This window comes from Endozoicomonas sp. PH6C (genome assembly GCF_059322965.1).
Genome location: NZ_CP185342.1, coordinates 3,904,707 through 3,926,022, shown reverse-complemented (window position 1 = coordinate 3,926,022; position 21,316 = coordinate 3,904,707). Strand labels below are relative to the sequence as shown.

Sequence of the window (21,316 nt, the reverse complement as noted above, 5' to 3'; positions counted from 1 at the left end):
CACACCAGCTTTGAATATCTTTCGCGAATAGATATTAAAGCAGATGAAACTACTGCATGGATCGAATGCCCAAGCGGAAACTATCTTCAGCTGCCGGTATCATTCCCGTCTTTGATGATCGTCAGAGTAATATAGCCCAAGTCGATACCGAACTTGGTCATGATGGATTCATTGATGATGACTTTATCGCTGACCAGGTACATTTTGTCGTCTATCGACACTTCGAGAGGTTCACCCTTGTAGAGGATGTTCAGTACATACGCCATAAATAAGGCATTGCCAGATGTTTTCACAGGAACGGCTTCTTTAACGTCTCCTGCACTGGCCAGGTAGCTGCCCTTGCCATCCGGTGTGAATGTCCAGATACGTTTTTGTTTTTCACCGTCGTCAAAAATAAAATCCTCATCCAGAGTGCCAATCCCCTCTTCGTCCCAGCTCCCTGTCATGGTGGCGTTAAAGTAGCGTATTACCTCGCCGCTTCGATTCTTCAGAATCCCGTGGGCTGTCAGAGGACCATTGAAAAACTCCGGTAATGAGAGAGTGGGTTGGTTATCTTGATATTGACTGATATCGACGGAGTTGCAGCCAAATAAAAACAGAACCATCAGCAGAGTGCTAATTCGCAACATAACTAATCTCTTGGTTTTTAATAGGTGTATGGAATTGATAGCGAATAGTGACGTCCTGATAATCACCGTTCTTATCGCTGATATTAGAGCGGCCAGAGAAAATCATCAGCTTTTGACTTTGCTTGTCATAGCTGAGTGTAAGTGACGACGAGAGCATGCGGTATAACCAGCTGTCTGCGGCAATATTGAAGCAAATATGAGTCTTTTTCAGGTATTTTTTGCATTCAACAGTTTTTATGCGGAGATCGATTTTTCGTTGGTGGCTTGGTATCAGGTATTGAATCACTGTTTCTTTTTCTGCTATGAGGGCGTCCCAGTTTAAACGAATGTAGTGATCGAAGCCGGCATCGATCACCAGGTCAGGGGAAAAGGCAATGTCTGATTGTTGAGTGTCTGCACCGAAGCTTGTTCTGTAAGAAACTTTGATTGCATCGTCCACGAACTCGGTTTTGATCAGTTCACCATTACGCTGATTTGTCTGGATGATATCCGGCGCAATATAGCTATCGCTGTAGTCAATGGTTTTGCTGGCGAAAATACTTCCGTCAGTCTCTTTATAAACAACATGATGAGACAGGGAGTCCGGGAATGTGTGCTCTTCTGTGTAGGCAAGCTCTTTTGTTCCCTTATGATAAGCATAACCGGTGAGTGACGGATGATCTGCTTGAGCGAACGGAGAGAGTAATAGAACCGGGTTGAATATAATGATCGATTTTGGGTTTAAAGACGCTAGCATAAGGATTGTTCCTGTTTTCTTGTTGTATGGCCAATCAGAGTCAATAAAACAGCCCAGACCAGGCCTTCCAGCAGCAGTAGCCTTTCCATGGGGATCAAAAGCTGAGCCCCTGATAATTTAATGCCTGCCCAATAACTGAATGGCACAACCAGCAAGCCCACCAATGGAGGTAACCAGAAGGTCTTAAATACCCAACTCATCGAATGTTTAAGAGTAGTCGCGAACGCAACCCACAAAACGCATAGCCAGATAGGAATAAGAAAATGATCAGTACTCTGATACTCAATCCATCCTGCATTCATAATTAAAGTGTCAGCAACGATACCAACGACTGGTACGGCAAAGATCAGTCGTAACTCCTGTGCGTCCGGTTTCATTAGCGTGAAGTGCATAACAAGCAAGAAGAGTAATGCCAATAGCGCATACAGATTGTCACCTTGCACAGCAATAAACCAAACCAGCTGAAACAACACAGCGTTAAAGACTAATAAACGCTTGCTTACTTTAGCCATAATATATTGACCCTGCCTGCATCAATCGCCGCTCCGGTAACCCATATAACTTCACTCCTTGTCGTGCCTGCCAGCCAACCTATTGTTATGCCTTTTTCTACGTATAGGCGTGGTGAATGGATCACGAAAAATATAAGACTGCAATAAATATAATCACTACTACCTACCTTTCTATAGAGAATATTGGCACAATGTCGCTCAATAGATTCTATTCATTCAGACAGGCAGGAAGCCATTGAGCCGCAGGGATACGTGCTCTTCAGCTGTTTCGGGGAACTCCCCGGGCGGTAGCGTGCCTGTTATATTTTGCACAAAGGGCTCTTTACTGCATGGCCACCACGGTTTAACACGTGAGTGTAGATCTGGGTTGTCTTCAGGTCTCTGTGTCCAAAAAGCTCCTGAACCGTTCGTATATCGTAGCCATCATCAAGCAAATGCGTGGCAAAAGAATGTCTGAAAGTATGGCAGCTCCCTTTCTTTTCTATACCGGATAACTCAATGGCTCGTTTTACTGCTCGTTGCAAAGTACTGTCATCAATATGATGGCGTCGCTCACGTCCATCTCTTGGATCGATTGAACGCTTGTGAGAACAAAATAGATACTGCCAATGAAGGCTTTTTGCCTCAGATGGGTATTTTTTTGCCAGAGAATCCGGCATCCATACTTCACCAAAACCGGCCTCTTTATCCATGATATGGAGAAGGCGAACCTCGCTTATGCGAGCTTTTAGCTCAGGAATAAGCCGGTCTGGCAAGATGGTTACCCGGTCCTTATTGCCTTTACCACTGCGAACAATAATGGCCATACGGTTGAAATCAATGTCCTTAATACGCAGGCGAAGGCACTCCATTAGCCGCAACCCGGAACCATACATCAGTTGAACCGGTAACTTATGTGCAGTGCTGATCACTGCGAAAATTGCATTCACTTCATGCCGTTCAAACACCACAGGAATCTTTGTGGCCTTTTTGGCTTTGACCAGATTGCTGACATCCCCCAAAGGTCTACCTAAAACTTGTTTGTATAAAAAGTTCAGAGCATTCAATGCCTGATTTTGCGTTGAAGTCGCAACCCGACGCTGAACAGCAAGATAAGTCAAAAATTGTCTGACATGATCAGGCCCTAAATACTGAGGATGCTTCATGTGTTGATAACGAATGAAGTACTTGATCCAATAACAATAGGACTGTTCAGTTTTATAGCTATAGCGCTTCACTCTGAGGGTGTTGCGTACTTCAGTCATAAAAGGAGATGGCATGGTAAACTCAACAACTGTTATTTTGTACAGTATTATTGAAGAGAAAACCAAAAATGCAAATAACTCACTTGCGTCCTATTCGGGGCGGTATGTAAAATGGCCCATAGTCTGTTGATAATTAATGACTTTTTGACAGGTTGAAAAGTCGGGATATATCTCAAGTGAGTTGATATTTCTTGATTTAGGGGGATATGCCGCGTGTGAGTGTAATATCTAATATCACTTGCTTGAGATCTAATAGCTGTTAGGTGAATAGAAGCATATGTCCTACGAAATACATGGAAATTGGAAGGCTGGCTGGGCAATTGATTTACATACAGTTAGTAGCATTCCCCTCCCTGATGGAGGGTTTGATACTACGTACACGGACACTGGAAAGGCATTGAATCAGTTAAAATATCACTCTGACTATTCTCAAATTGAGCCGCTAGCCAAAACTGCTGTGGAGTTTCTTCGCACAAGAGTGGTGACTCCATACTTAAATGCAATCATCTCTGTCCCACCATCATTTAGTAGGGAGCTTCAACCTGTTCAGGAGATAGCAAAGAAGATTAGTGAAGCCTTAGGTATACCGCATGACCTCGATTATCTAATTAAGACCCGACCAACGGATCAGTTGAAAGGAGTAACCGATCAGGCTGAAAGGGAAAAAATCATTGCCGGTGCATTTAAGGTGGATGATCTGAGGTATAAAAATGGTAAAATTCTTTTATTTGATGATTTGTTCCGATCGGGAACAACATTAAATGAAATTACAAAAGTTCTTTATAACGAAGGCCAGGTTCAAAACGTCTATGTCGTCACGCTAACAAAGACGAGAGTAAACAGATGAGTGAAAGAGTTTTTATATCAGGTTCAATCACTATTAAAAAGCTGCCAAATTGTGTGAAGTCTAGTATCGATGCCATTTGTAAGGGCGGCATCGAAATACTAGTGGGTGACGCGAACGGCATTGATACAATGGTGCAGGATTATTGCAAAAAGGTTGGCTATAACTCTGTTGTAGTTTATTCGATCTATCAATCTCCACGCTATAAAGCGTCAGGATTTAAGTCGAAATTTGTTAATGTTCAAAGCGATTCAAAAAAAGAACGTGAGAGACAAAAAGAAAAAGATGCTGCCATGACACTTGAAAGTGATTACAGTCTTGTAGTGTGGGATGGCGTTAGCAAAGGCAGCTATGCAAATATTAATCGAGCATTGGAAAATGATAAAAAAGTGAAAGTATATTTAAAGGAAGTCGATTCATATCTTCCTCCATCAAAGATAGCAAAAACCGAAATTGATTTTATATTCAGAAAAAATAACGGATATACCGCCGCTGAAGTTGTTGAATATCTACAAAGTGAAGGAGAGGAGTTTTTCAGCAATACAAGGGCTTTAAATAAATGTCTTCTGGAAAACAAAATTATCAAAAAGGAAGATGGCATTTATTTGCCATCAGATGATTTCAAAAACCTATTTATGATTGATAAATATCACGGTGTGGTAAAGGGTATTAAGTTCACTGACGATTTTATATCTTGGATTGAAGATTGGATTAAGAAAAATCGCCCACCTGAAGAATTAAGCCTGCTATGAATTCACCTAACAAGGCGCTGCTGTCGGACAAATTTTACGCTGCGCTCCAAATTTGCCGCAGAGCGCGGCGTTAGGTGCATGAATTCCGAATAGACTACAAAGTAGGTAGATTGTTATTGTTAATGTTTTTAATATTAAAAACAGGAGGATGAAATTGTCAGCTTAAATAGATAAATTTATTTTACGGCTTACATTAAAGGCCGAATATTAGGTTGGTAAGGTAGAGCCTGTAATTCTAAATAATATTGAGAATAATATGGATGGAACCGTGGCAAAGAGTTAACCAGTTAGAAGAACAACTGGAGCAACTAGCAGAAAAAGTAGTCGCACTGCAAAAGGCAAATTTAGGAAAAAAAGCTGATAAGCAAGATCTAATGATGATCAGGTGGTATAAGCAGGACATGCTTGATTTATTTTGGGAGTGGCAAGAGGAAAAACTGGAGGCAACATATTTACAGATTCTTGAAGCAAGAGTAGATCTTCCTGTGTCTGTCGAAAAAATGTTTTGGTGTGCCGGAGGGGAGTGGCTAACGAAAGAGGAGTCAGAAGAAAGGGATAGGGAGGCTGAGTACTGGGAAGAGTACTACGAAAACGAGAATTATAATTGGGAAGAAGAACAGCTCGAAAGAGAAGCTGCGAAAGCCCGGGCTGCATGGAGGGAAGAACAAGAAGCTGAGGCCAGAGCAATTCCAGAAAGCAGTATCCACGACAAAAGTCAGATGGGTGACTGGAGTTACAAAGGCACCTAACAAGAATTACCAGGGGACTGCGCCTGCGGCGCAGCCCCTGAAATGTAAGCGTTAGGCTTCATCAAGTCTTGGAAGTGTTTTTAAGTGTTCTGCTACTTCTTGCAGATGGTAGTCTCTGTATCCCTCCCATCGTTTTTGACTATCTTGCATCGAGAATGTAGGGGAATTACCAATACTTAATCCAGCTTTAAACGCTCTCTCGACAGCAACGCCCAAAATCAGTTCTGTCTCAGTTTTAGCTTTCGTTATCTGACTGAGTTCAAGAAATAATTTGTCGATTGTTTCTGTTTCCATTTTTTTACCTGTGGGTTTCCAGTTTTAGCCTAACAACACGCTCAACAAGGACGCACATACTGTGCGCCCGTCAGCTTTGCGGTTATGTGGCTTAATCAACCACATTGCAATACAATATATTTGAGGTAGGTAGAGCATGACTCGTAAACCCACGCTGCTTGGGCGGATCAAGTGACCTCAACATATTTCACTATCCTTACAACCTCTTTAATCCCAGTAACCGCAATATTTGTCCGCTAGGCTCTTTGTGTCCATTCATTACACTAGATAGGTAAGCTCCATTGACCCCTAGTGCTTTAGCCATTTCTATTTGACGACCATTTGCATATTCTGGTCAGCTTGAACACCTATTCTGGTTCATTTGAACACCCTGGATCTCCTACGCATCACCCAGTCTGATTTTTAGTCCAAGTGTTCAAGTGTTTCCAGTTTTCCCAGCTTCTTGCGCATGGATTCCCCTTTCAGCGTAATCCTGTGGGCGTTGTGCATCAGGCGATCCAGAATGGCGTCTGCCAGAGTCTCATCACCGATGCTGCCATGCCATTGCCGGGTCGGTAGCTGGCTGGTAACCAACGTTGAACTTTGTTCGTGACGGTCATCCATCACTTCCAGTAAATCGTTGCGTTGCTGCTGGGTCAGAGGTTCCAGCCCCCAGTCATCCAGTATCAACAAATCCACCTTCGCCAGTTGCTTGAGTTGCCTGCTGTAGCTGCCATCACCATGGGCAAGGCTCAGCTCTTCCAGTAAGCGCGAGAGTCGGTAATAGCGGACACTGTAACCCTGTATGCAGGCCCGGTGTCCCAGTGCACAAGCCAGGTAACTTTTACCACTGCCACAAGGTCCGGTAATCAGCAGGTTCCTGTGCCTGTTTAACCAATCCTCGCTGGACAATGTGGCTATTTGGACTTTCTTCAACCCCCGGGGATGTTCGTAGTCAATGTCGTCTACCCGTGCAGCCAGCTTAAATCTGGCCGCCCTCAGTAACCGGGCAAGACGTTTGTTATTGCGCTCGGTCTCTTCCTGTTCTGTCAGGAGGGCCAGCCGCTCCACAAAGCTCAGGCTGTCGTAGGTGCCGGGCTGCTCCAGTTGCTGAGCCAGGGCATCGGCCATGCCTGTCAGGCGCAGTGACCGCAGACGGGTCAGAGTTTGATTCATCATGATACGTCTCCGGTTACTGATAGCTGGCTGCACCACGAACATTTTCGTGGCTGTCATGAAGAGGTAGTGTCGTTTGTTTCACCTCAGGTTGAAGAGCCTGTTTGTCTTTACCTGATTGCAGGATCGCCCGGATATTCTTGAGTCGGTAACCTTTGATTTTCCGGGCATGGGCGCAAGCATTGTTTAACCGGTCAGCTCCGTAATCCCGTTTGAGGTTCAATAACCCCAGGCAAGACCGATAAGCCTGCTCCGGATGCTCACGACTGTTCAACAGATACTGAGTTATCCAGTGAACATCGGGGCCCAGCTGTTTTGCCCACTCCAGCAGTCGTTCCGGTGTCCACTCCTGGTGCTTGCTATGTCGTTCAGGCATATGGGCTGATTGAGTGGTAAAACCGGTTGTGAACTTACGGGGGTGACAGGCCACAACTTCACCTTTGCAGAAGACAGTGACCGTATGTTCTGTTGCCTGAACTTCCACCTCTTTCTTGACCAGCTGATGAGGCACTGAGTAGTAATGGCCTTTACAGTGAATGTGATAGTCAATGTTCACCCTGGCTTTGCTGAACTCAGCGTACTCAAAGGCCTGTTTGGGCAAAGGTCGCAAAGTGGGTTCATCCAGTTGCTCAAAGGTACTTCGTCGTGTACCTGGCAGTTTTTGAAAGGGCTTAAGGTTGAGTTCAGTCAATAGCTCCCGTATACGACTGTTCAGTTCTGCCAGGGTAAAGAAGGTCTCATGACGAAGTCTGGCCAGTATCCAGCGTTCAACCAACTGTACACCCACTTCGGCTTTCGCCTTGTCCTTGGGCTTGTAGGGCCGAGCTGGAATGACCGCCACCTGGTAGTGGTTGGCCAGGTGTTGGTAAGCCGGGTTCAGGTCCGGTTCATAACGGCAAGCCTTACTGACACCGCTCCTGAGGTTGTCTGGTACCACGACAGCGGGAATACCTCCAAAGAACTCAAAGGCCCGAACATGAGACCCCAGCCAGTCTTCGGACTTCTGGGACAGGGTGGCTTCTGCGTAGGTGTAGTTAGAGGCTCCCATCACCGCTACGAAAATCTGGGCGTTATGAGCGATCTCACCGGTCTTTGGATTAACGACAGTGACCGTAAGACCGGCGTAGTCTACAAACAATTTTTCACCCGCCTTGTGATGCTGTCGCATGGAACGTTTCTGGCAGCCCAGCCACTGGTTGTAGCGGTGACAAAACTGCGAGTAGCTGTAGGCATTGAGAGTGCTCTCCTGGCAGTACTCCTCCCAGAGTATTTGCTTGGTCACCTCCTTGCGCTTGAGTGACTGGTGAATAACGCCCCAGACCGGGTCGACCAGACCTTGGCGGCTCGACAGTGGGGCCTCAGGGAACAATGTTTGCACCAGAGTAGCCTCAGAGCAATCTGAGGACAGAGGCCAGCTCAGTGGCGACCGCTCAAAGGCCTGAACGTAGTTGGACACAGTGCCAACACTAACCCGCGTGCTGCGAGCTATTTGCCGGATGCTGAGGCGGTACTCAAAGCGCATCCGGAGTATTTCTTGAAGTTTTCGCATGGAAATCCTGTTATCTGGCATGGCTGCTGTCCTTTCTGTTTAGAAAGGTCAGCGGCTAAAGTTCAAGGAAATCAATGCGTAAGAGATAATCTACCGAAAGAAGAGGTTTCAGATTCTGGAGGCTTGAACACGGATTCTGGGCAGTTGAACAGCGATTCTGGAAATCGCCAAAAAGTGTTCAAGAGTTAACAGAATGGGTGTTCAAGCGCCGCCAGAATAGGTGTTCAAGAGTTACCAGAATCAGTGTTCAAGCGATGCCAGAATATGCACCATTGTAGTGTCGATCAATGTATGCCTGTAATTCACTAATCAGTTGCTCCTGAGTCATTTATCTTGCTCTCCGTGCCAATCGCCACATAACAACACGCTCAACAGGGACGCACATACTGTGCGCCCGTCAGCTTTGCGGTTATGTGCCATCGTACTCAGACAACGCGCATTTTAACTTGGTGAGAAATAAGGAAGTTTAAATATGTTAGAGCTACGTCCAAACTGTGAACTTTGCGATAAGGACTTACCGCCCGAATCCACTGGTGCTTGCATCTGTACTTATGAGTGCACGTTTTGCTCTACGTGCGTGGAAAATGTGCTGCACAATGTGTGTCCAAACTGCGGTGGTGGTTTTACTCAAAGGCCAATTCGTCCAAAAACAGCACGAAGAAACAATGTAAGTCTATCGGATCAACCAGCATCCGATCAAAGAGTCCTGACTAAGTTTAGCAGGCAAGAAATCGAAGAGTTTTGTAGTAAAGTCAAAAGCATAGAACCAGAGATTCGTTAAAGTGGAGCCAGCACATAACAAGGCGCAGCAACGGACTGTCAAACCTGTCACTTTTTGTGCCTGTGGCACAAAAAGTGACAGGTTTGCCAGCCGCTGTGCGCGGCGTTAGCAGGCAGCAATAATAGAGAGTTTCTGGTTGTGAAAAGACCAGTTTTCAAAAAGAGCTTTTGGGTTCACTGTCTATGGTGGGTTTCGAGTTAGAACCTCCCAGCAAAAAGACACTGTTACACTAACTTTTCAGTAGTTCTCAGCAGTTCATGTCTGCTGGTGTGAAGTCTGTCGCTGAAAAATCTGCGGTGTATCGTTGGGCATGTCAGCGTTGGTTTTCAGTTTATCGGTACTTTTTGCTCAGTTGCCCTATGCCAGTTCAAAGTTGCATCAGCTTCTTTATCGCCTGGAAGCTTTTAAATATCAGAGATTGTGCGCTTCAATCAGTTCAGCAAGAAGGCTGCTAATCCTCTGCATCATTCACCATTTGCCCTTGCGGGTGGGCTGCCATGCTAACAAGTTGCTGGTGTCGCCCCTAAAGGGGCTGGGACGCCGCTGTGCGGCGCCCCACAGCATGGCGTTATACGGATATACAAAACAATGACATATAAACTTAAATATCCAATTTTCGAAATAAAAGACGACAGTCATATAAAAATAAAGTCAAATGGAAGCTTATTGCAAGCAATAGTTCTTTCTATTCTTTATACATTAATGATATTAGTTTTTGGATATGCCTTTTATGTCAATGCAGGAATGTTTTTATCCGTTTTGATAATTTTGTTCATTGCCTTTGGCTGGGTGATAACTTTCAAATATTTCTTACATTCGAAGTATTTTTTAATTGATGTTGTGAACTCTGTTCTTGTGAGAGAACCAATTTTAGGAAAGCAAATAGAAGACGTATTTGATATAAGTTTACTAAGAATAAGAAAATCAAAAATCAGATCAAACTTTAATTCCATATCATTAGTTTATGGAAAAACCTATAAAGAAAAATCACTACATTATCAGAGTCATTGGGTCAAAGATAAATATAAGGAAGCAGCTTTAGAAACAACATATGAATTTATTCTCTCTATTGTTTCAGACGCTTTAAAGTACAAAAATGCAAAAAAAGCTAATGATATTGCTTTATCTAAAATAAATGAATATGCGAAAGCATTTCCTGAACTAAAACCAGAGCCTTTAAGAAGACGAATCACTAAGTTTTTGATTAGCATTTTTCTATGTTTGATTGGGATTCCAATCATATTATTTGTATTGCTCATGGTTAAAGTATTAGCTCAATCAGTAATATTCTAGAATCCGTATAAATCGGGTAGCCGGAGGTCTCTAACCTCCAGCCCCCACACCACCACGGCGTGCGGGTCCGCACCGGGCGGTTCACCGAGGATAGTGAAACCTGATCCATAACTCTTTCAGGGAAACAAGCCCAATATTTGCAAGATAACTGTCGTTGAGTGCCTGCTGAGTTGCAAAGGTTTTGCTCAACCGATAATACCCTTTGCTGCTGGCTGCAATCGAAGCGGCCTTGATATGATCAACGCCTAACTTGACTAAATTTCGATAACGGGTTTTCGGCTTGCGCCACTGCTTAATAAAACAGCAACGGATGCGCCGACGTATCCATTGATCCAGCAGCGGTATAGGACGGTAATATTCGGTTATTCTGAAATAACCCATCCAGCCCCGGATATATTCGGCAAGCTTTCGCAGGCGGTAGCCCATCGAGACTCCCCAGCTACGGCTGGTGAGTTTGATGATTTTCCGTTTGAAGCGAAGCAGGCTTTTCTGTGACCAGCGGATTCTCTTCCCTGTGAAGGTAAAACTCAGGAACTCGACCTCAGTGGATTTCACCACCTTGCTTTTGGTCGGGTTGATTGTCAGTTTCAGTCGACGCTCAAGGTACCGGGTGATGCTTTCCATCACCCTTTCCCCTGCCCGTTGGCTGTGAACCAATATCACGAAGTCATCGCAATATCTTGCGAAACAGTGACCCCGATATTCCAGTTCCTTGTCCAGGTCATCAAGAAGTACATTCGACAGCAGCGGTGAAAGTGGACCGCCTTGTGGCATACCCACCCGTGTCGGGTAGCATTGCCCATCAATCATGACGCCAGCACGGAGGTAGCGACCAATCAGTTTTAGCAGGCGCTTGTCGTTAATCTTACGAGCGACTCTCGACATGAGTACATCATGGCTGACGGTATCAAAGAACTGACTCAGATCAACGTCAACCGCCTGATGCAGCCCCTGTTTGATATAGCGTTTAACCTGTTGCACAGCATCATGTGCAGATCTTCCCGGTCTGTAACCAAAGCTGCTGTTTGAAAATCCGGGATCAAAGATGGGGGTTAACACCTGCACTATGGCCTGTTGTATAACCCTATCCTGAACGGTAGGAATTCCAAGCAACCTTTCTCCTCCATCGGGTTTCTCAATGATAGCCCGAAGCACCGGAGACGGCTTATATGTTCCATCCAGTAAGGCTTGGCGCACTGAGGACCAATGCTGTTTAGCAAAGTCAGGGTAAGCCTCAATGGTGACTCCATCAATGCCGGGAGCACCCTTGTTGCTTCTGACCTGTTTCTCGGCTCTGGCTCCTGCTTCGCCCTACCTCCTGCATCCTTGCAGTCGCATGCCTTCAGTAAGTTGGCAGGCTCCAGTGCACAACTTAGTAGATCGTGGTTCAAAGCTGGTTAAAGATTCTGTCGCCAGACACAGTGTTTCGCCGGACGACTGCACTGTGCTGAGGGAATCAGTCTCCTCTTTGTCATCGGTGTTCAGTCCTTCGCTGACGACTCCTGTCGAACAACTACTATGACGTCTGCTGACTTCTGTTCAATCACCACACAGGATTACTCCTTTGGGCGCTATTGGTTGTCATCGGGTTTGCTCGAACAGGGTGATGAATCTTGCTCGCCGAGCCTGTTGTAACCAGTGGCTGAGAACTGGGAATAACCAATCGCATGTTGAACAGACCTCCCCGGATAAGAACATGAACTGTCAGTGCACAACCGCCGCATTTACCGTGTCTCTCAAACCAGAGGGCTTTGTGATCATTGGCTCACTCGCCCACGAGACTCGGCCTTGTATGCGATTTATGGGGGACGCCCAGTCTCCGTCGGCTCGCACCTTTGCAGTCAGACTGCCTCCGCACAACCCCTCGCGGGATTGCACTTGCCTTAAGCTAGTGGTTATCATCGGTTGGCTTATTAGGCTCAAGATCCGATGCTGGTTTACCCACAGGGGACTTTCACCCCATAAGTTCATGCCCATGCCGGGCGTACCAACATCATCCAGTGGACTCTCACTGCGTTCGAGCCACTGATAATGAGGGTTAGGTTTCCTCAACCGGCGTCTGTGATTTAGCTCAAATACTAAGCTCGTCAAGCCATGCAATCTTATCGGCAGATAAAAAGTTTGGGAGTTCCCAGTCAAGGATAACCGGCTGCGGGAACAGTCGGCCCCGGCTGAAAAACTCCCCGGAGCGTGGGCACACACTCCGTTAGGTGGCCAATGTTGAGAAGCAATACCCCAGCGTTCCCGCACTGGACAAGTACGTCTATCACAGTAACCACCAAAGCACGGCCACGTTTAACGTAGTCGCGCAGCGCTGTTGCGACTGCATTGAAATGGTATCAGCCATGAAAATGCTTATCGCAATCAGAGTAAACGTCAGTGTAGATAGAATCATTATGTCGGTATCCGCCTGCACAATGGTTCTTCACGAAATCGGTTTACTCTAATTCCAAGTCCTCGGTGGGCAACCACCGGGGCATTCAAACAATCGAAAACCTAACAAAAGCGTGGTGTCGGCAGCAAGCTGCCTGGGATGCCGCTTGTGGCGGCACCCCACACGCAGGCGTTAGCTGCTCCTACTTCATCGAGAATAACTATTGAACGAATATATCAATTATTTTAAGTGCGCTATTAAGGCGACATATTTTAAAGTTATTAAGCGTATATATGGTGTGATTCCTTTTGACAAAAAGATTATATTACTGTGTCAACTCGCTATTTTGGCGATGGGCACATTCCTATTCATATTTTCTAAATCAAGTGTTTCAGAGTACTTTTTTGGTTTGGCTCTTGCCATTTGCGGCGGTTTCCTTTTCTGTAAAGAATTTGATAAACACAAAGAAGCTGCATTTAAAGAATATTTCCCAATCTTCGAGGAAGAAATAATTTTTTTCAGTAGAAAATATGAATTCTTACAATTTTTATTATTTTTAGAGTATGCAAGCGAAGTAGGTATGATAAATCAAAAGAAGTTCAGCTCTGCTTATCATTTCAGTATCAATGAAAATAATAGAAATATTTCCGCAAATATTGCTAGCAACCCATTCTTTGTTACATTTGCATCTTTCATATCAGCTACTGCAGTAGTGTTATTTTGGCAAACAGATGAGAGCTTTATGGGCTTAGGCTTTGCTTTGAGCATAGTATTAACATTGTTTCTCTTACAATGGATCACTAATAAATTAATCGATCACAAAAATGAAAACAGGATGAGAAAGTTCTGCTTATGGGCATCTGTAATGCGAACGGATAAATTTCAACAACTAGCTGCTATGCCGAAAAAATCGAAAGTGTAGTGTTTTCAAAAAAGTGATAAATCAAAATTTTATTGACTTTATAGATATTTAATATTTCCTTGTTTTGTGGAATAAGTATGACTATTGATTTCAAAAGAATCAGCGATGATGGCGAAGACTTTGAACTCTTAATTAGAGATGTTCTAGAAAGTCATGGAGTCAAAATTCTATCTTCACCATCAAGAGGTGCCGACCAGAAGAAAGACTTAATTGTTGAAGTTGAGAATAAAGATCAAATCGGTACAACAACCTCAATAAAGTATTTAGTTCAATGTAAACATAAAGCCCACAGCAACAAATCTGTATATGAAAATGAGCTTGGGGACTGGAGAAGTGCTTGTAAAAAATTTCAAGTAGATGGTTATTTTCTAATTACTTCTACTATTGCTAGCACAACTGTTCAAAGTAATTTCGATGCAGAAAACTCTGATAGAAGTGGCTTTAAAATGAAAATCTGGGATAGACAGCAGCTCCAATCTATGATTGAATGCAGTCCCAAATCAGTATCAATAATAAAACAATATAATTTAAAAAATAGCATTGACTTACTCTTTGAACAAACAGAAAGAATTTTGTGTGGAGAATACCCCGCTGTGTCAGGATAGTTGTCCCGCTCACTGATTAACCAATAAAAGCTAGACAGTGGGCGATGGACGTTGAATATGCCTCGTTTTTCAGAGGAACGTAAATCAGCTGTTTTGAAAAAACTGTTACCACCACACAATCGCTCTGTGCCGGATGTTGCCAGAGAGGAAGGTATCAGCGAACAAACCCTGTATAATTGGCGTAAAAAACTACGGGACAAAGGATTACCTGTGCCAGGGAACGAACAAAAATCAGAACAATGGTCTGCTGAAAGCAAGTTTGCCGTGGTCGTCGAAACCGCTGCTTTGTCAGAAACAGAGTTAAGTGAATACTGCCGTAAAAAAGGGCTTTATCCTCAACAAGTCAAGGAGTGGAAGCACGCTTGTATTTCAGGTGCTGTTCAGGCTTCTCAGCGTGCAGACCAGGAAAGCAAGCAATTAAAACAAGAGCGTAAGCGCAATCAGAGCCTTGAAAAAGAGCTTCGCCGTAAAGACAAGGCGTTGGCAGAAGCTGCAGCCCTGCTGGTGCTATCAAAAAAGCTCGATGCCTTCTACGGGATAGACAGCGAGGACAACTGACACCTGTCGATAAGCGCCGCCAACTGCTGACATGGTTTGATGAGGCTATAGCAAACGGCGCTTCTCGCTGGAAGGCTGCTGAACAATTGGAAATATCCCTGAAAACACTGAATCGCTGGCGCGATGACAATGGTGCAGTGTTAACGGACAAACGCCCGGATGCCTTGCGCCCGGTACCCTCTAACAAACTGACTGAGGAAGAGGAGCAACGTATTCTGACTATCAGTAATGAAGATGAGTATGCGAGCCTGCCACCATCGCAGATCGTGCCAGCCCTTGCAGACAAGGGAGTATACGTTGCTTCTGAATCTAGCTTTTACCGTGTGTTGAAAAAGTATGGTCAGTTGCACCACCGCGGTCGTTCAAGAAAGCGATCGAAAAGCAACAAGCCGACAACCTATGTTGCTACTGGCCCTAACCAGGTCTGGTGTTGGGACATCAGTTACATACCTTCCAGGGTACGCGGCCAGTTCTGGTACCTCTACCTGATACTGGACGTTTACAGTCGTAAGATTGTTGGTTGGGAGATTCATAGCCGTGAGTCTGGTGAGTTAGCCAGTGAACTGATTAACCGGACAATGGTGGCTGAAAAATGCACTAAAACACCGCTTGTACTGCACTCAGACAATGGGGCTCCAATGACGTCGAGTACCTTTAAGGCCAAGCTTGAGGAATTGGGCATTATTCCCTCTCATAGTCGCCCAAGGGTGAGTAATGATAACGCATTTGCAGAATCGATCTTTAAAACGGTGAAGTACTGTCCTCAGTGGCCATCTCAAGGTTTTCTGACGTTAGAACACAGTCGACAGTGGATGCTGAAGTTTGAGCGCTTTTATAACAATGAACACCGCCATAGCTCAATCCGCTTTGTGACACCTGCGCAACGGCATGAGAAAAGAGATCAGGAAATCCTGAATCACCGGAAACAGGTGTATACCAAAGCGCGAGAAGCTAATCCAACGCGCTGGTCAGGAGTTATCAGAAACTGGGAGCCTGTAGGTGCGGTTGCACTGAATCCTGAGCGGTTGTCTGAAGCAAGAATTAACGAGAAAAAGGCAGCCTAAAATTCAGTTTTCGGGACAACTATCTTGAAAAACTCCGATACCATCTTCCTTTCAAACATATTGAAACTGTCAATGAAAATCATTATAAAGGATTAATATTTTCTAAAGTTGAACTAAATAATGAGTTCAAAACTGAAGAAAAAAGAATAGGTTACTTTTGTTTTACAGATAACCAAATCCAAGAGGTTGTTACTACATTTAGCTTGAGTGAAATAAACATTATTGATGATGAAAAGAAGCTCCCTAGTTCTATTTCCTTAAATGATCTTTATAGGACTTTGCAGGGTTTTAGGGACACCTATTATCAAAATGCTATATGGACAGCTTTGTCTTGCTGTTACCAGAATCCAACAGCTATAAGAGTTTTGGAGACATCATTAAGAAATTTACCTTATCAGCCACAAGAGACGACAATAAGAAATTTGAATTTAACTATTTCTTCTGATTTGTCGTCAATGGACTGCATATATATTTCAGAAGCTGTTAAGGTCGCTGTTAATTTAGAGATTCAGGATTCAAAAAGTAGTATCTTGTCTCAGCTTAGAAAGGCTGATGACTGGAATCTTAATACTGTTGAAACATCATTTTTATCTCAAAATCTTGTTACAGGTTTAATTGAGCTGGATAGGGATATACAAGAACTAAAAGATGAAGTGTTTGAGGTTTTTTCTTATATCAAGGATGTTCAAGTCAAAGCTGAATTGATCGAATACTTTATAGCCTTAAAAATAGAAGATAAAAATAATGTGATAATGGCTTTTTTTGATGCTCATATAGGACAAAGGATACCACCTAGAAATCATGGCGTCAGTTATTCACCTAGCAGAGTTGTTATTTTAGAACAATCCTATTTTTCAGATTTTGATAGCTTGAAGAAAAGTTACATAGAAGCAGTGCAATAATACATAAATACTTTATAAGGTTATTATTGCTTTATTCGTTTTATAGTAACAACGCAGCTAACAAGTGCGTGGTGCGGACAAGCCGCACACGCAAGCGTTAGACGGTATTCGCTATCGAGTGCAAACGCACCATTTTTAATCTGTATTTTGCTGCTTCTTCCAAAGCACTATCACTATATTTATTAAAGTGAAACTTTTTCTTTTTCTGAATACGGAAGGGTGGCTTACCTTGTTGCCAGCAGGCTACCCACCTAACATGCTCGCCTCGAATAACATAACGCACTACGCCTAAAATACCGGACTCCCCTCTGGCTTCAAACTTATCGTGATCGTAATCTCCTCGAAAGCTACTGACAGGCAAGCGATCACGAAAAGCTCTTGCAGCATTTAGAGCAGCTTCTTTGTTACCGTATTCACTAATGCTGAAATAGTGCTGCTTGTGTTTTGTTTTTACTCGAACAGACTGACCTAGCCAACTAATGTTGTGATCGTGTTTTTTGTAATACTCTCTTTCGTACTCTTGCATACCATTTACCCATACCGTCTAACAACTCGCTCAATGGGGACAGCTTCGCTGCCCGTCAGCTTTGCGGTTATATTTTTCACAACCATCAGGAGTAACGATGGAACTCAATATACAATGGAATAAACCACTACCTTTAATTGATGGTAGCGATGAAGACTTAATTTTGAATATCGAAGATATTGATGAACTTCATGATGGCCCTGGTGTTTATATGTTCTGCAGAAGATACGACACAAGCATAAAGCCCTTATATATTGGAAAATCTACAAATATACAGAAAAGAATCAAACAACACTTGAATTCCGTCAAAATGATGAAAGGAATTCAGAATGCACAAAAAGGCGATAAAGTTTTAGTCATCGGCGAATTTATAGCAAGATCTGGACAACAGCCAGCTAAAGCTATAGGAATTATTGAAATTGCTCTTATAGAACACGCATTATTAGAGGGGCACGATCTTCTCAATGATTCAGGTACCAAACGACCAACTCATCAAATAAATTTCAAAGGCTTCATGGCGGCAAAACAGTTTTCTGGAGCCAAACAAATTGTTAAAGCATAGCACCGTGCAAGAAAAATATAACAAGTGCATGGAGTACGTTTCGCCCTAATGCATATTCTGGTCAGCTTGAACACCTATTCTGGTTGCGACAGGCTAAGCCTGAGAATGTGGGAGGTTTGCTATGAACTGAAATCATTCGTTGAAATCCAGCAGGTTCGACTCCTGCCCGGCAAAGACTAACCATCAGCCGGAAGCGAGTGTTGCATAGTCAGCGGTAACGCTGGTTGTGAAGCGTACACAGCAGGTACTGAAGCCGTGGGATTGAGTTCCGATATGATGCAACCGTTGGGGGCTTCATTTTCCAGAAGATGGGGTCAGCATTGGTTTGCCGCTATGGTGAGGCAACACCAGCCCAACCGGAATCTGAGACCGGGGCAAAGGTACAGGATGGATTTCTCAGGAACCTGCGAGGTCCAGTGCTGACCTGTGTGTAGTCGCCATTGGTTCTATGGCTGAACAGAACCCGGTCGTCAGGTGGCGCTTCAAACCTGATGAAGCAAATCAGAAGTAACACGCAGGAACTCGGAAGCGAATCCATAAGTGACCGGGCAGTAGGTACTGGAAGTCTTAGTGTCCCATAGTACTGATGACAACGGGGAACTCTGCTCAGGAGGACCCGGACGAGGAAAGGGGACATCATAGTTATTGACCCGTTTGTGGGAAACACAAGAGGTGCATTGGAACCTTATGTTTGTGTCAACGAAACAGAGACGGATAGCCACACTGGCCAGGAACAACCCAGATATGGCTTTCACTTCTCTCAATCACCACATGGATTACCAGTGGCTTTATCAGGCTTACCAACTGACCCGCAAAGATGGCGCTACAGGAGTAGATGGTCAGACGGCTGAGATGTACGAACGGCAGTTGGAGTCTAATCTCCTTAATCTGCTGGATCACATCAAGTCCGGTTGTTACCGCGCGCCCGCTGTGAAGCGGAGTTACATCGATAAAGGAAAAGGGCAGAAAAGGCCTTTAGGCATTCCTACCTTTGAGGACAAAATTGTCCAAAGAGCGGTCGTTATGCTGTTGGAGCCAATCTATGAGCAGAATTTCTACCACTGCTCATTCGGGTTCCGTAAACAAAGGTCGGCGCATGAAGCCTTACGAAGCCTGCGTGAAAATATCATGAGAGACAGAGCCTACTGGGTGCTGGACGTGGATATACAAAAGTATTTCGATACGATTGACCACGGCCAGCTGAGACAGTTTCTTGACAGACGAGTAGTTGATGGCGTAGTGAGAAAACTGATCGATAAATGGTTGAAGGCAGGTATTCTTGAGTCCGGGGAGCTTGTCTACCCGACGCAGGGAACACCTCAGGGCGGAGTAATTTCACCCCTGCTAGCCAACATATACCTTCATTACGTGCTAGTGTAGTGCGACCTAATTAACAGTACATAAAGACTCCTAACGGTCTACTATGGATGTTATTCCAACCACTGCCTGTTTTTACTATGCGAGTTGCCACAGAGATAATACTTGATGCTTCTGAAGAAATACGACTCAGAAAGATTACTTCATCAAATACTTGCCCTCTTCGCTTGGCCCGCCGTGCCCAGATTGTTCTTCTCTCTGCAGAAGGAAAAAGCAATCTTGAGATTGCGCAAATACTGAAGATCGGTCGTCATCAGGTCAGCCGCTGGCGTGACCGATATGCTCAGGAAGGCTTCTCCGGGATTGAACAGGATCGAGCTCGCAGTGGCCGTAAAAAGAAGATTGATGCTGCTGAGATTGTGAGTCTGACCACAAACACCCTTCCGGAAAATGCCACTCACTGGAGCACCCGAACTATGGCTGCTGTTAGCGGTATCAGTGAGAGAAGTGTTCGCCGGATATGGCATGCATATGGCCTCAAGCCTCACCTGGAAAAGACATTCAAGGTGTCCCGAGACCCGAAATTTGTGGAGAAGCTTGAAGATATTGTCGGACTCTATCTGTCTCCTCCTGAACATGCGTTGGTGCTGTGCTGTGATGAAAAAAGTCAGGTTCAGGCACTCGATCGAACACAGCCTGGCTTACCGTTGAAGAAAGGGCGTGCCGCAACAATGACTCATGATTATAAACGACATGGTACAACCACTCTCTTTGCAGCACTGAATGTACTTGATGGTGCTGTCATCGGTCAGTGCCAGCAGCGTCATACCCATGTGGAATGGTTGAAGTTTCTTAAACAGATAAATAGGGAAACGGCAAAAGACAAAGAGCTGCACCTGATTTGCGACAACTATGCGACTCACAAACACCCGAAGGTGCGAGAATGGCTGGAAAAACATCCTCGTTTTCATATGCACTTTACGCCAACGTCAGCATCATGGTTAAACATGGTTGAGAGATTTTTTCGGGATCTCACGAGTCAGCGTTTACGCCGTGGTGTGTTTGTCAGTGTGCCACAGCTAGTCAGTGCGATTGATGAATATATTGAAAAGCATAATCAAAATCCAAAGCCGTTTATCTGGACTGCTAAGGCAAATGATATCTTAGAAAAAGTCGTTCGGGCTAATCGCCGGTTAAGTTGCAAAAAGAACGACGCACTACACTAGATGACTGGTTTACACAGACAGTCCAACCAAGACTGCGAGGAAAGTGTAGCCTGACGCGTTTTGCCGATGATAGTGTGATGGTCTTTGATAATCGCGAAGACTGTCGTCGGGTAGAAGAAGTGCTATCCAAGCGCTTCGAACGTTATGGGCTAAAACTGCATCCGGAGAAAACGAGGCGTGTAGACTTCCGGCCATATTGTCGGAAAGAGAATAAGCGCAACGGAATACCGGTCAGCTTTGACTTCCTTGGGTTCACGCATTTCTGGGGTACTTCCCGGAAGGGCAATACTGTTGTTTACCAGAAAACGGCAAAAGGGCGGATCGCCAGAACACTGAAGGCATTCAACGACTATTGCCGGAAATTCCGACATAAACCGGTGAATGAACAATATGCAGCCTTGAACCGGAAGCTCCGGGGGCATTATGCATACTTTGGTATCACGGGCAACGCCAAATCCTTAGATACGATTCAGGACAAGGTGAAGGTAATCTGGCATAAATGGCTCTGTCGGCGTTCGCAGAAAAGCTATATAACATGGGAGAAATTCAATCTGTTCCTGAACCGTTTCCCCCTGGCACCGCCGAAGATCCATCATCGGTACTCTTACAGCCGTCGGCTAGTGAACCAGTAACTGTGAGGAACCGGATGCCTTAATTGGGCTCGTCCGGCTCTGTGAGGGATGAGGGCGGTAGCGTCCTCATCTACTCGGAAAATCGCCAAA

The 21,316-nt window shown here is 44.6% G+C and carries 22 protein-coding genes and 1 pseudogene; 13 read left to right on the top strand and 10 right to left on the bottom strand.

What is annotated here, in order from left to right; genetic code table 11:
• Positions 1-86: 86 nt before the first annotated feature.
• The 4 genes from ACOMG9_RS15200 to ACOMG9_RS15185 form a co-directional block, all read right to left on the bottom strand.
• A complete protein-coding gene (locus ACOMG9_RS15200; protein WP_448217497.1) occupies positions 87-629 on the bottom strand; it encodes a DUF3833 domain-containing protein in 543 nt (180 codons plus the stop codon).
• Positions 616-1,365, bottom strand: coding sequence for a hypothetical protein (locus tag ACOMG9_RS15195; protein WP_494529055.1), 750 nt, complete (start codon positions 1,363-1,365; stop codon positions 616-618). The genes ACOMG9_RS15200 and ACOMG9_RS15195 overlap by 14 nt, the downstream gene beginning before the upstream one ends.
• Positions 1,359-1,877 carry a DUF2878 domain-containing protein gene (locus tag ACOMG9_RS15190; RefSeq protein ID WP_448217495.1) on the bottom strand — a complete coding sequence of 173 codons (519 nt, stop codon included), beginning with the start codon at positions 1,875-1,877 and terminating at the stop codon, positions 1,359-1,361. The genes ACOMG9_RS15195 and ACOMG9_RS15190 overlap by 7 nt, the downstream gene beginning before the upstream one ends.
• Before the next feature lie 299 nt (positions 1,878-2,176).
• Positions 2,177-3,121: an integron integrase gene (locus ACOMG9_RS15185; RefSeq protein ID WP_494529054.1), complete on the bottom strand. Its 945-nt coding sequence runs from the start codon at positions 3,119-3,121 to the stop codon at positions 2,177-2,179.
• Positions 3,122-3,398: 277 nt separating this feature from the next.
• Between ACOMG9_RS15185 and ACOMG9_RS15180 the strand changes: the two genes are divergently transcribed.
• The 3 genes from ACOMG9_RS15180 to ACOMG9_RS15170 all read left to right on the top strand — a co-directional run bounded on the left by ACOMG9_RS15180 (position 3,399) and on the right by ACOMG9_RS15170 (position 5,466).
• Positions 3,399-3,968, top strand: coding sequence for a ComF family protein (locus ACOMG9_RS15180; RefSeq protein WP_257294222.1), 570 nt, complete (start codon positions 3,399-3,401; stop codon positions 3,966-3,968).
• A complete protein-coding gene (locus ACOMG9_RS15175; protein ID WP_257294221.1) occupies positions 3,965-4,717 on the top strand; it encodes a hypothetical protein in 753 nt (250 codons plus the stop codon). The genes ACOMG9_RS15180 and ACOMG9_RS15175 overlap by 4 nt, the downstream gene beginning before the upstream one ends.
• A gap of 260 nt (positions 4,718-4,977) precedes the next feature.
• Positions 4,978-5,466: a hypothetical protein gene (locus ACOMG9_RS15170; RefSeq protein ID WP_494529053.1), complete on the top strand. Its 489-nt coding sequence runs from the start codon at positions 4,978-4,980 to the stop codon at positions 5,464-5,466.
• 51 nt (positions 5,467-5,517) lie between these two features.
• On the opposite strand, the gene ACOMG9_RS15165 is transcribed toward ACOMG9_RS15170, so the two are convergent.
• The 4 genes from ACOMG9_RS15165 to istA form a co-directional block, all read right to left on the bottom strand.
• The gene (locus ACOMG9_RS15165; protein WP_422138330.1) at positions 5,518-5,760 is read right to left on the bottom strand and encodes a hypothetical protein; all 243 of its coding nucleotides are present in this window, start codon (positions 5,758-5,760) and stop codon (positions 5,518-5,520) included.
• Positions 5,761-5,956: 196 nt separating this feature from the next.
• The gene (locus ACOMG9_RS15160; protein WP_494529052.1) at positions 5,957-6,064 is read right to left on the bottom strand and encodes a hypothetical protein; all 108 of its coding nucleotides are present in this window, start codon (positions 6,062-6,064) and stop codon (positions 5,957-5,959) included.
• Between the two features lie 98 nt (positions 6,065-6,162).
• Positions 6,163-6,921 carry an IS21-like element helper ATPase IstB gene (gene istB, locus ACOMG9_RS15155; protein WP_317146525.1) on the bottom strand — a complete coding sequence of 253 codons (759 nt, stop codon included), beginning with the start codon at positions 6,919-6,921 and terminating at the stop codon, positions 6,163-6,165.
• 10 nt (positions 6,922-6,931) lie between these two features.
• The gene (gene istA / locus ACOMG9_RS15150) at positions 6,932-8,485 is read right to left on the bottom strand and encodes an IS21 family transposase (RefSeq protein WP_494529041.1); all 1,554 of its coding nucleotides are present in this window, start codon (positions 8,483-8,485) and stop codon (positions 6,932-6,934) included.
• Positions 8,486-8,936: 451 nt separating this feature from the next.
• Here istA and ACOMG9_RS15145 point away from each other — a divergent pair, with 451 nt between their 5' ends.
• Both ACOMG9_RS15145 and ACOMG9_RS15140 read left to right on the top strand, forming a co-directional pair.
• Positions 8,937-9,245 carry a DUF1272 domain-containing protein gene (locus ACOMG9_RS15145; protein WP_494529051.1) on the top strand — a complete coding sequence of 103 codons (309 nt, stop codon included), beginning with the start codon at positions 8,937-8,939 and terminating at the stop codon, positions 9,243-9,245.
• A 588-nt stretch (positions 9,246-9,833) separates the two neighbouring features.
• The gene (locus ACOMG9_RS15140; RefSeq protein WP_448217487.1) at positions 9,834-10,538 is read left to right on the top strand and encodes a hypothetical protein; all 705 of its coding nucleotides are present in this window, start codon (positions 9,834-9,836) and stop codon (positions 10,536-10,538) included.
• Between the two features lie 81 nt (positions 10,539-10,619).
• Here ACOMG9_RS15140 and ltrA read toward each other — a convergent pair.
• A pseudogene (gene ltrA, locus ACOMG9_RS15135) lies at positions 10,620-11,822 on the bottom strand (group II intron reverse transcriptase/maturase); the annotation flags it as partial.
• 1,313 nt (positions 11,823-13,135) lie between these two features.
• On the opposite strand from ltrA, the gene ACOMG9_RS15130 reads away from it, so the two are divergent.
• The 4 genes from ACOMG9_RS15130 to ACOMG9_RS15115 all read left to right on the top strand — a co-directional run bounded on the left by ACOMG9_RS15130 (position 13,136) and on the right by ACOMG9_RS15115 (position 16,963).
• A complete protein-coding gene (locus tag ACOMG9_RS15130; RefSeq protein WP_494529050.1) occupies positions 13,136-13,834 on the top strand; it encodes a hypothetical protein in 699 nt (232 codons plus the stop codon).
• Positions 13,835-13,911: 77 nt separating this feature from the next.
• Positions 13,912-14,439 (top strand): restriction endonuclease, encoded by a 528-nt coding sequence (locus tag ACOMG9_RS15125; protein ID WP_494529049.1) that lies wholly within the window; start codon positions 13,912-13,914, stop codon positions 14,437-14,439.
• Between the two features lie 57 nt (positions 14,440-14,496).
• Positions 14,497-16,061, top strand: a protein-coding gene (locus ACOMG9_RS15120) for an IS3 family transposase (protein WP_448215008.1) whose coding sequence is annotated in 2 segments (ribosomal slippage) — positions 14,497-14,950 and positions 14,950-16,061 — 1,566 coding nt in all. Because the reading frame shifts where the segments join, the coding sequence is not laid out codon by codon here.
• A 203-nt stretch (positions 16,062-16,264) separates the two neighbouring features.
• The gene (locus ACOMG9_RS15115) at positions 16,265-16,963 is read left to right on the top strand and encodes a hypothetical protein (protein WP_494529048.1); all 699 of its coding nucleotides are present in this window, start codon (positions 16,265-16,267) and stop codon (positions 16,961-16,963) included.
• Between the two features lie 97 nt (positions 16,964-17,060).
• Here ACOMG9_RS15115 and ACOMG9_RS15110 read toward each other — a convergent pair whose 3' ends face one another.
• Complete coding sequence (locus ACOMG9_RS15110) at positions 17,061-17,489, bottom strand: hypothetical protein (RefSeq protein WP_494529047.1); 429 nt, start codon at positions 17,487-17,489, stop codon at positions 17,061-17,063.
• Positions 17,490-17,586: 97 nt separating this feature from the next.
• Here ACOMG9_RS15110 and ACOMG9_RS15105 point away from each other — a divergent pair, with 97 nt between their 5' ends.
• The 4 genes from ACOMG9_RS15105 (at position 17,587) to ACOMG9_RS15090 (ending at position 21,226) form a co-directional block, all read left to right on the top strand.
• Complete coding sequence (locus ACOMG9_RS15105) at positions 17,587-18,051, top strand: GIY-YIG nuclease family protein (RefSeq protein WP_494529046.1); 465 nt, start codon at positions 17,587-17,589, stop codon at positions 18,049-18,051.
• A 744-nt stretch (positions 18,052-18,795) separates the two neighbouring features.
• On the top strand, positions 18,796-19,431 hold the full coding sequence (locus tag ACOMG9_RS15100; RefSeq protein ID WP_494529045.1) for a reverse transcriptase domain-containing protein: 636 nt from the start codon (positions 18,796-18,798) through the stop codon (positions 19,429-19,431).
• Between the two features lie 77 nt (positions 19,432-19,508).
• Positions 19,509-20,594 carry an IS630 family transposase gene (locus ACOMG9_RS15095; RefSeq protein ID WP_448218589.1) on the top strand — a complete coding sequence of 362 codons (1,086 nt, stop codon included), beginning with the start codon at positions 19,509-19,511 and terminating at the stop codon, positions 20,592-20,594.
• Positions 20,567-21,226 carry a reverse transcriptase domain-containing protein gene (locus ACOMG9_RS15090; protein ID WP_494529044.1) on the top strand — a complete coding sequence of 220 codons (660 nt, stop codon included), beginning with the start codon at positions 20,567-20,569 and terminating at the stop codon, positions 21,224-21,226. Before ACOMG9_RS15095 ends, ACOMG9_RS15090 begins: the two co-directional genes overlap by 28 nt.
• Positions 21,227-21,316 lie beyond the last annotated feature (90 nt).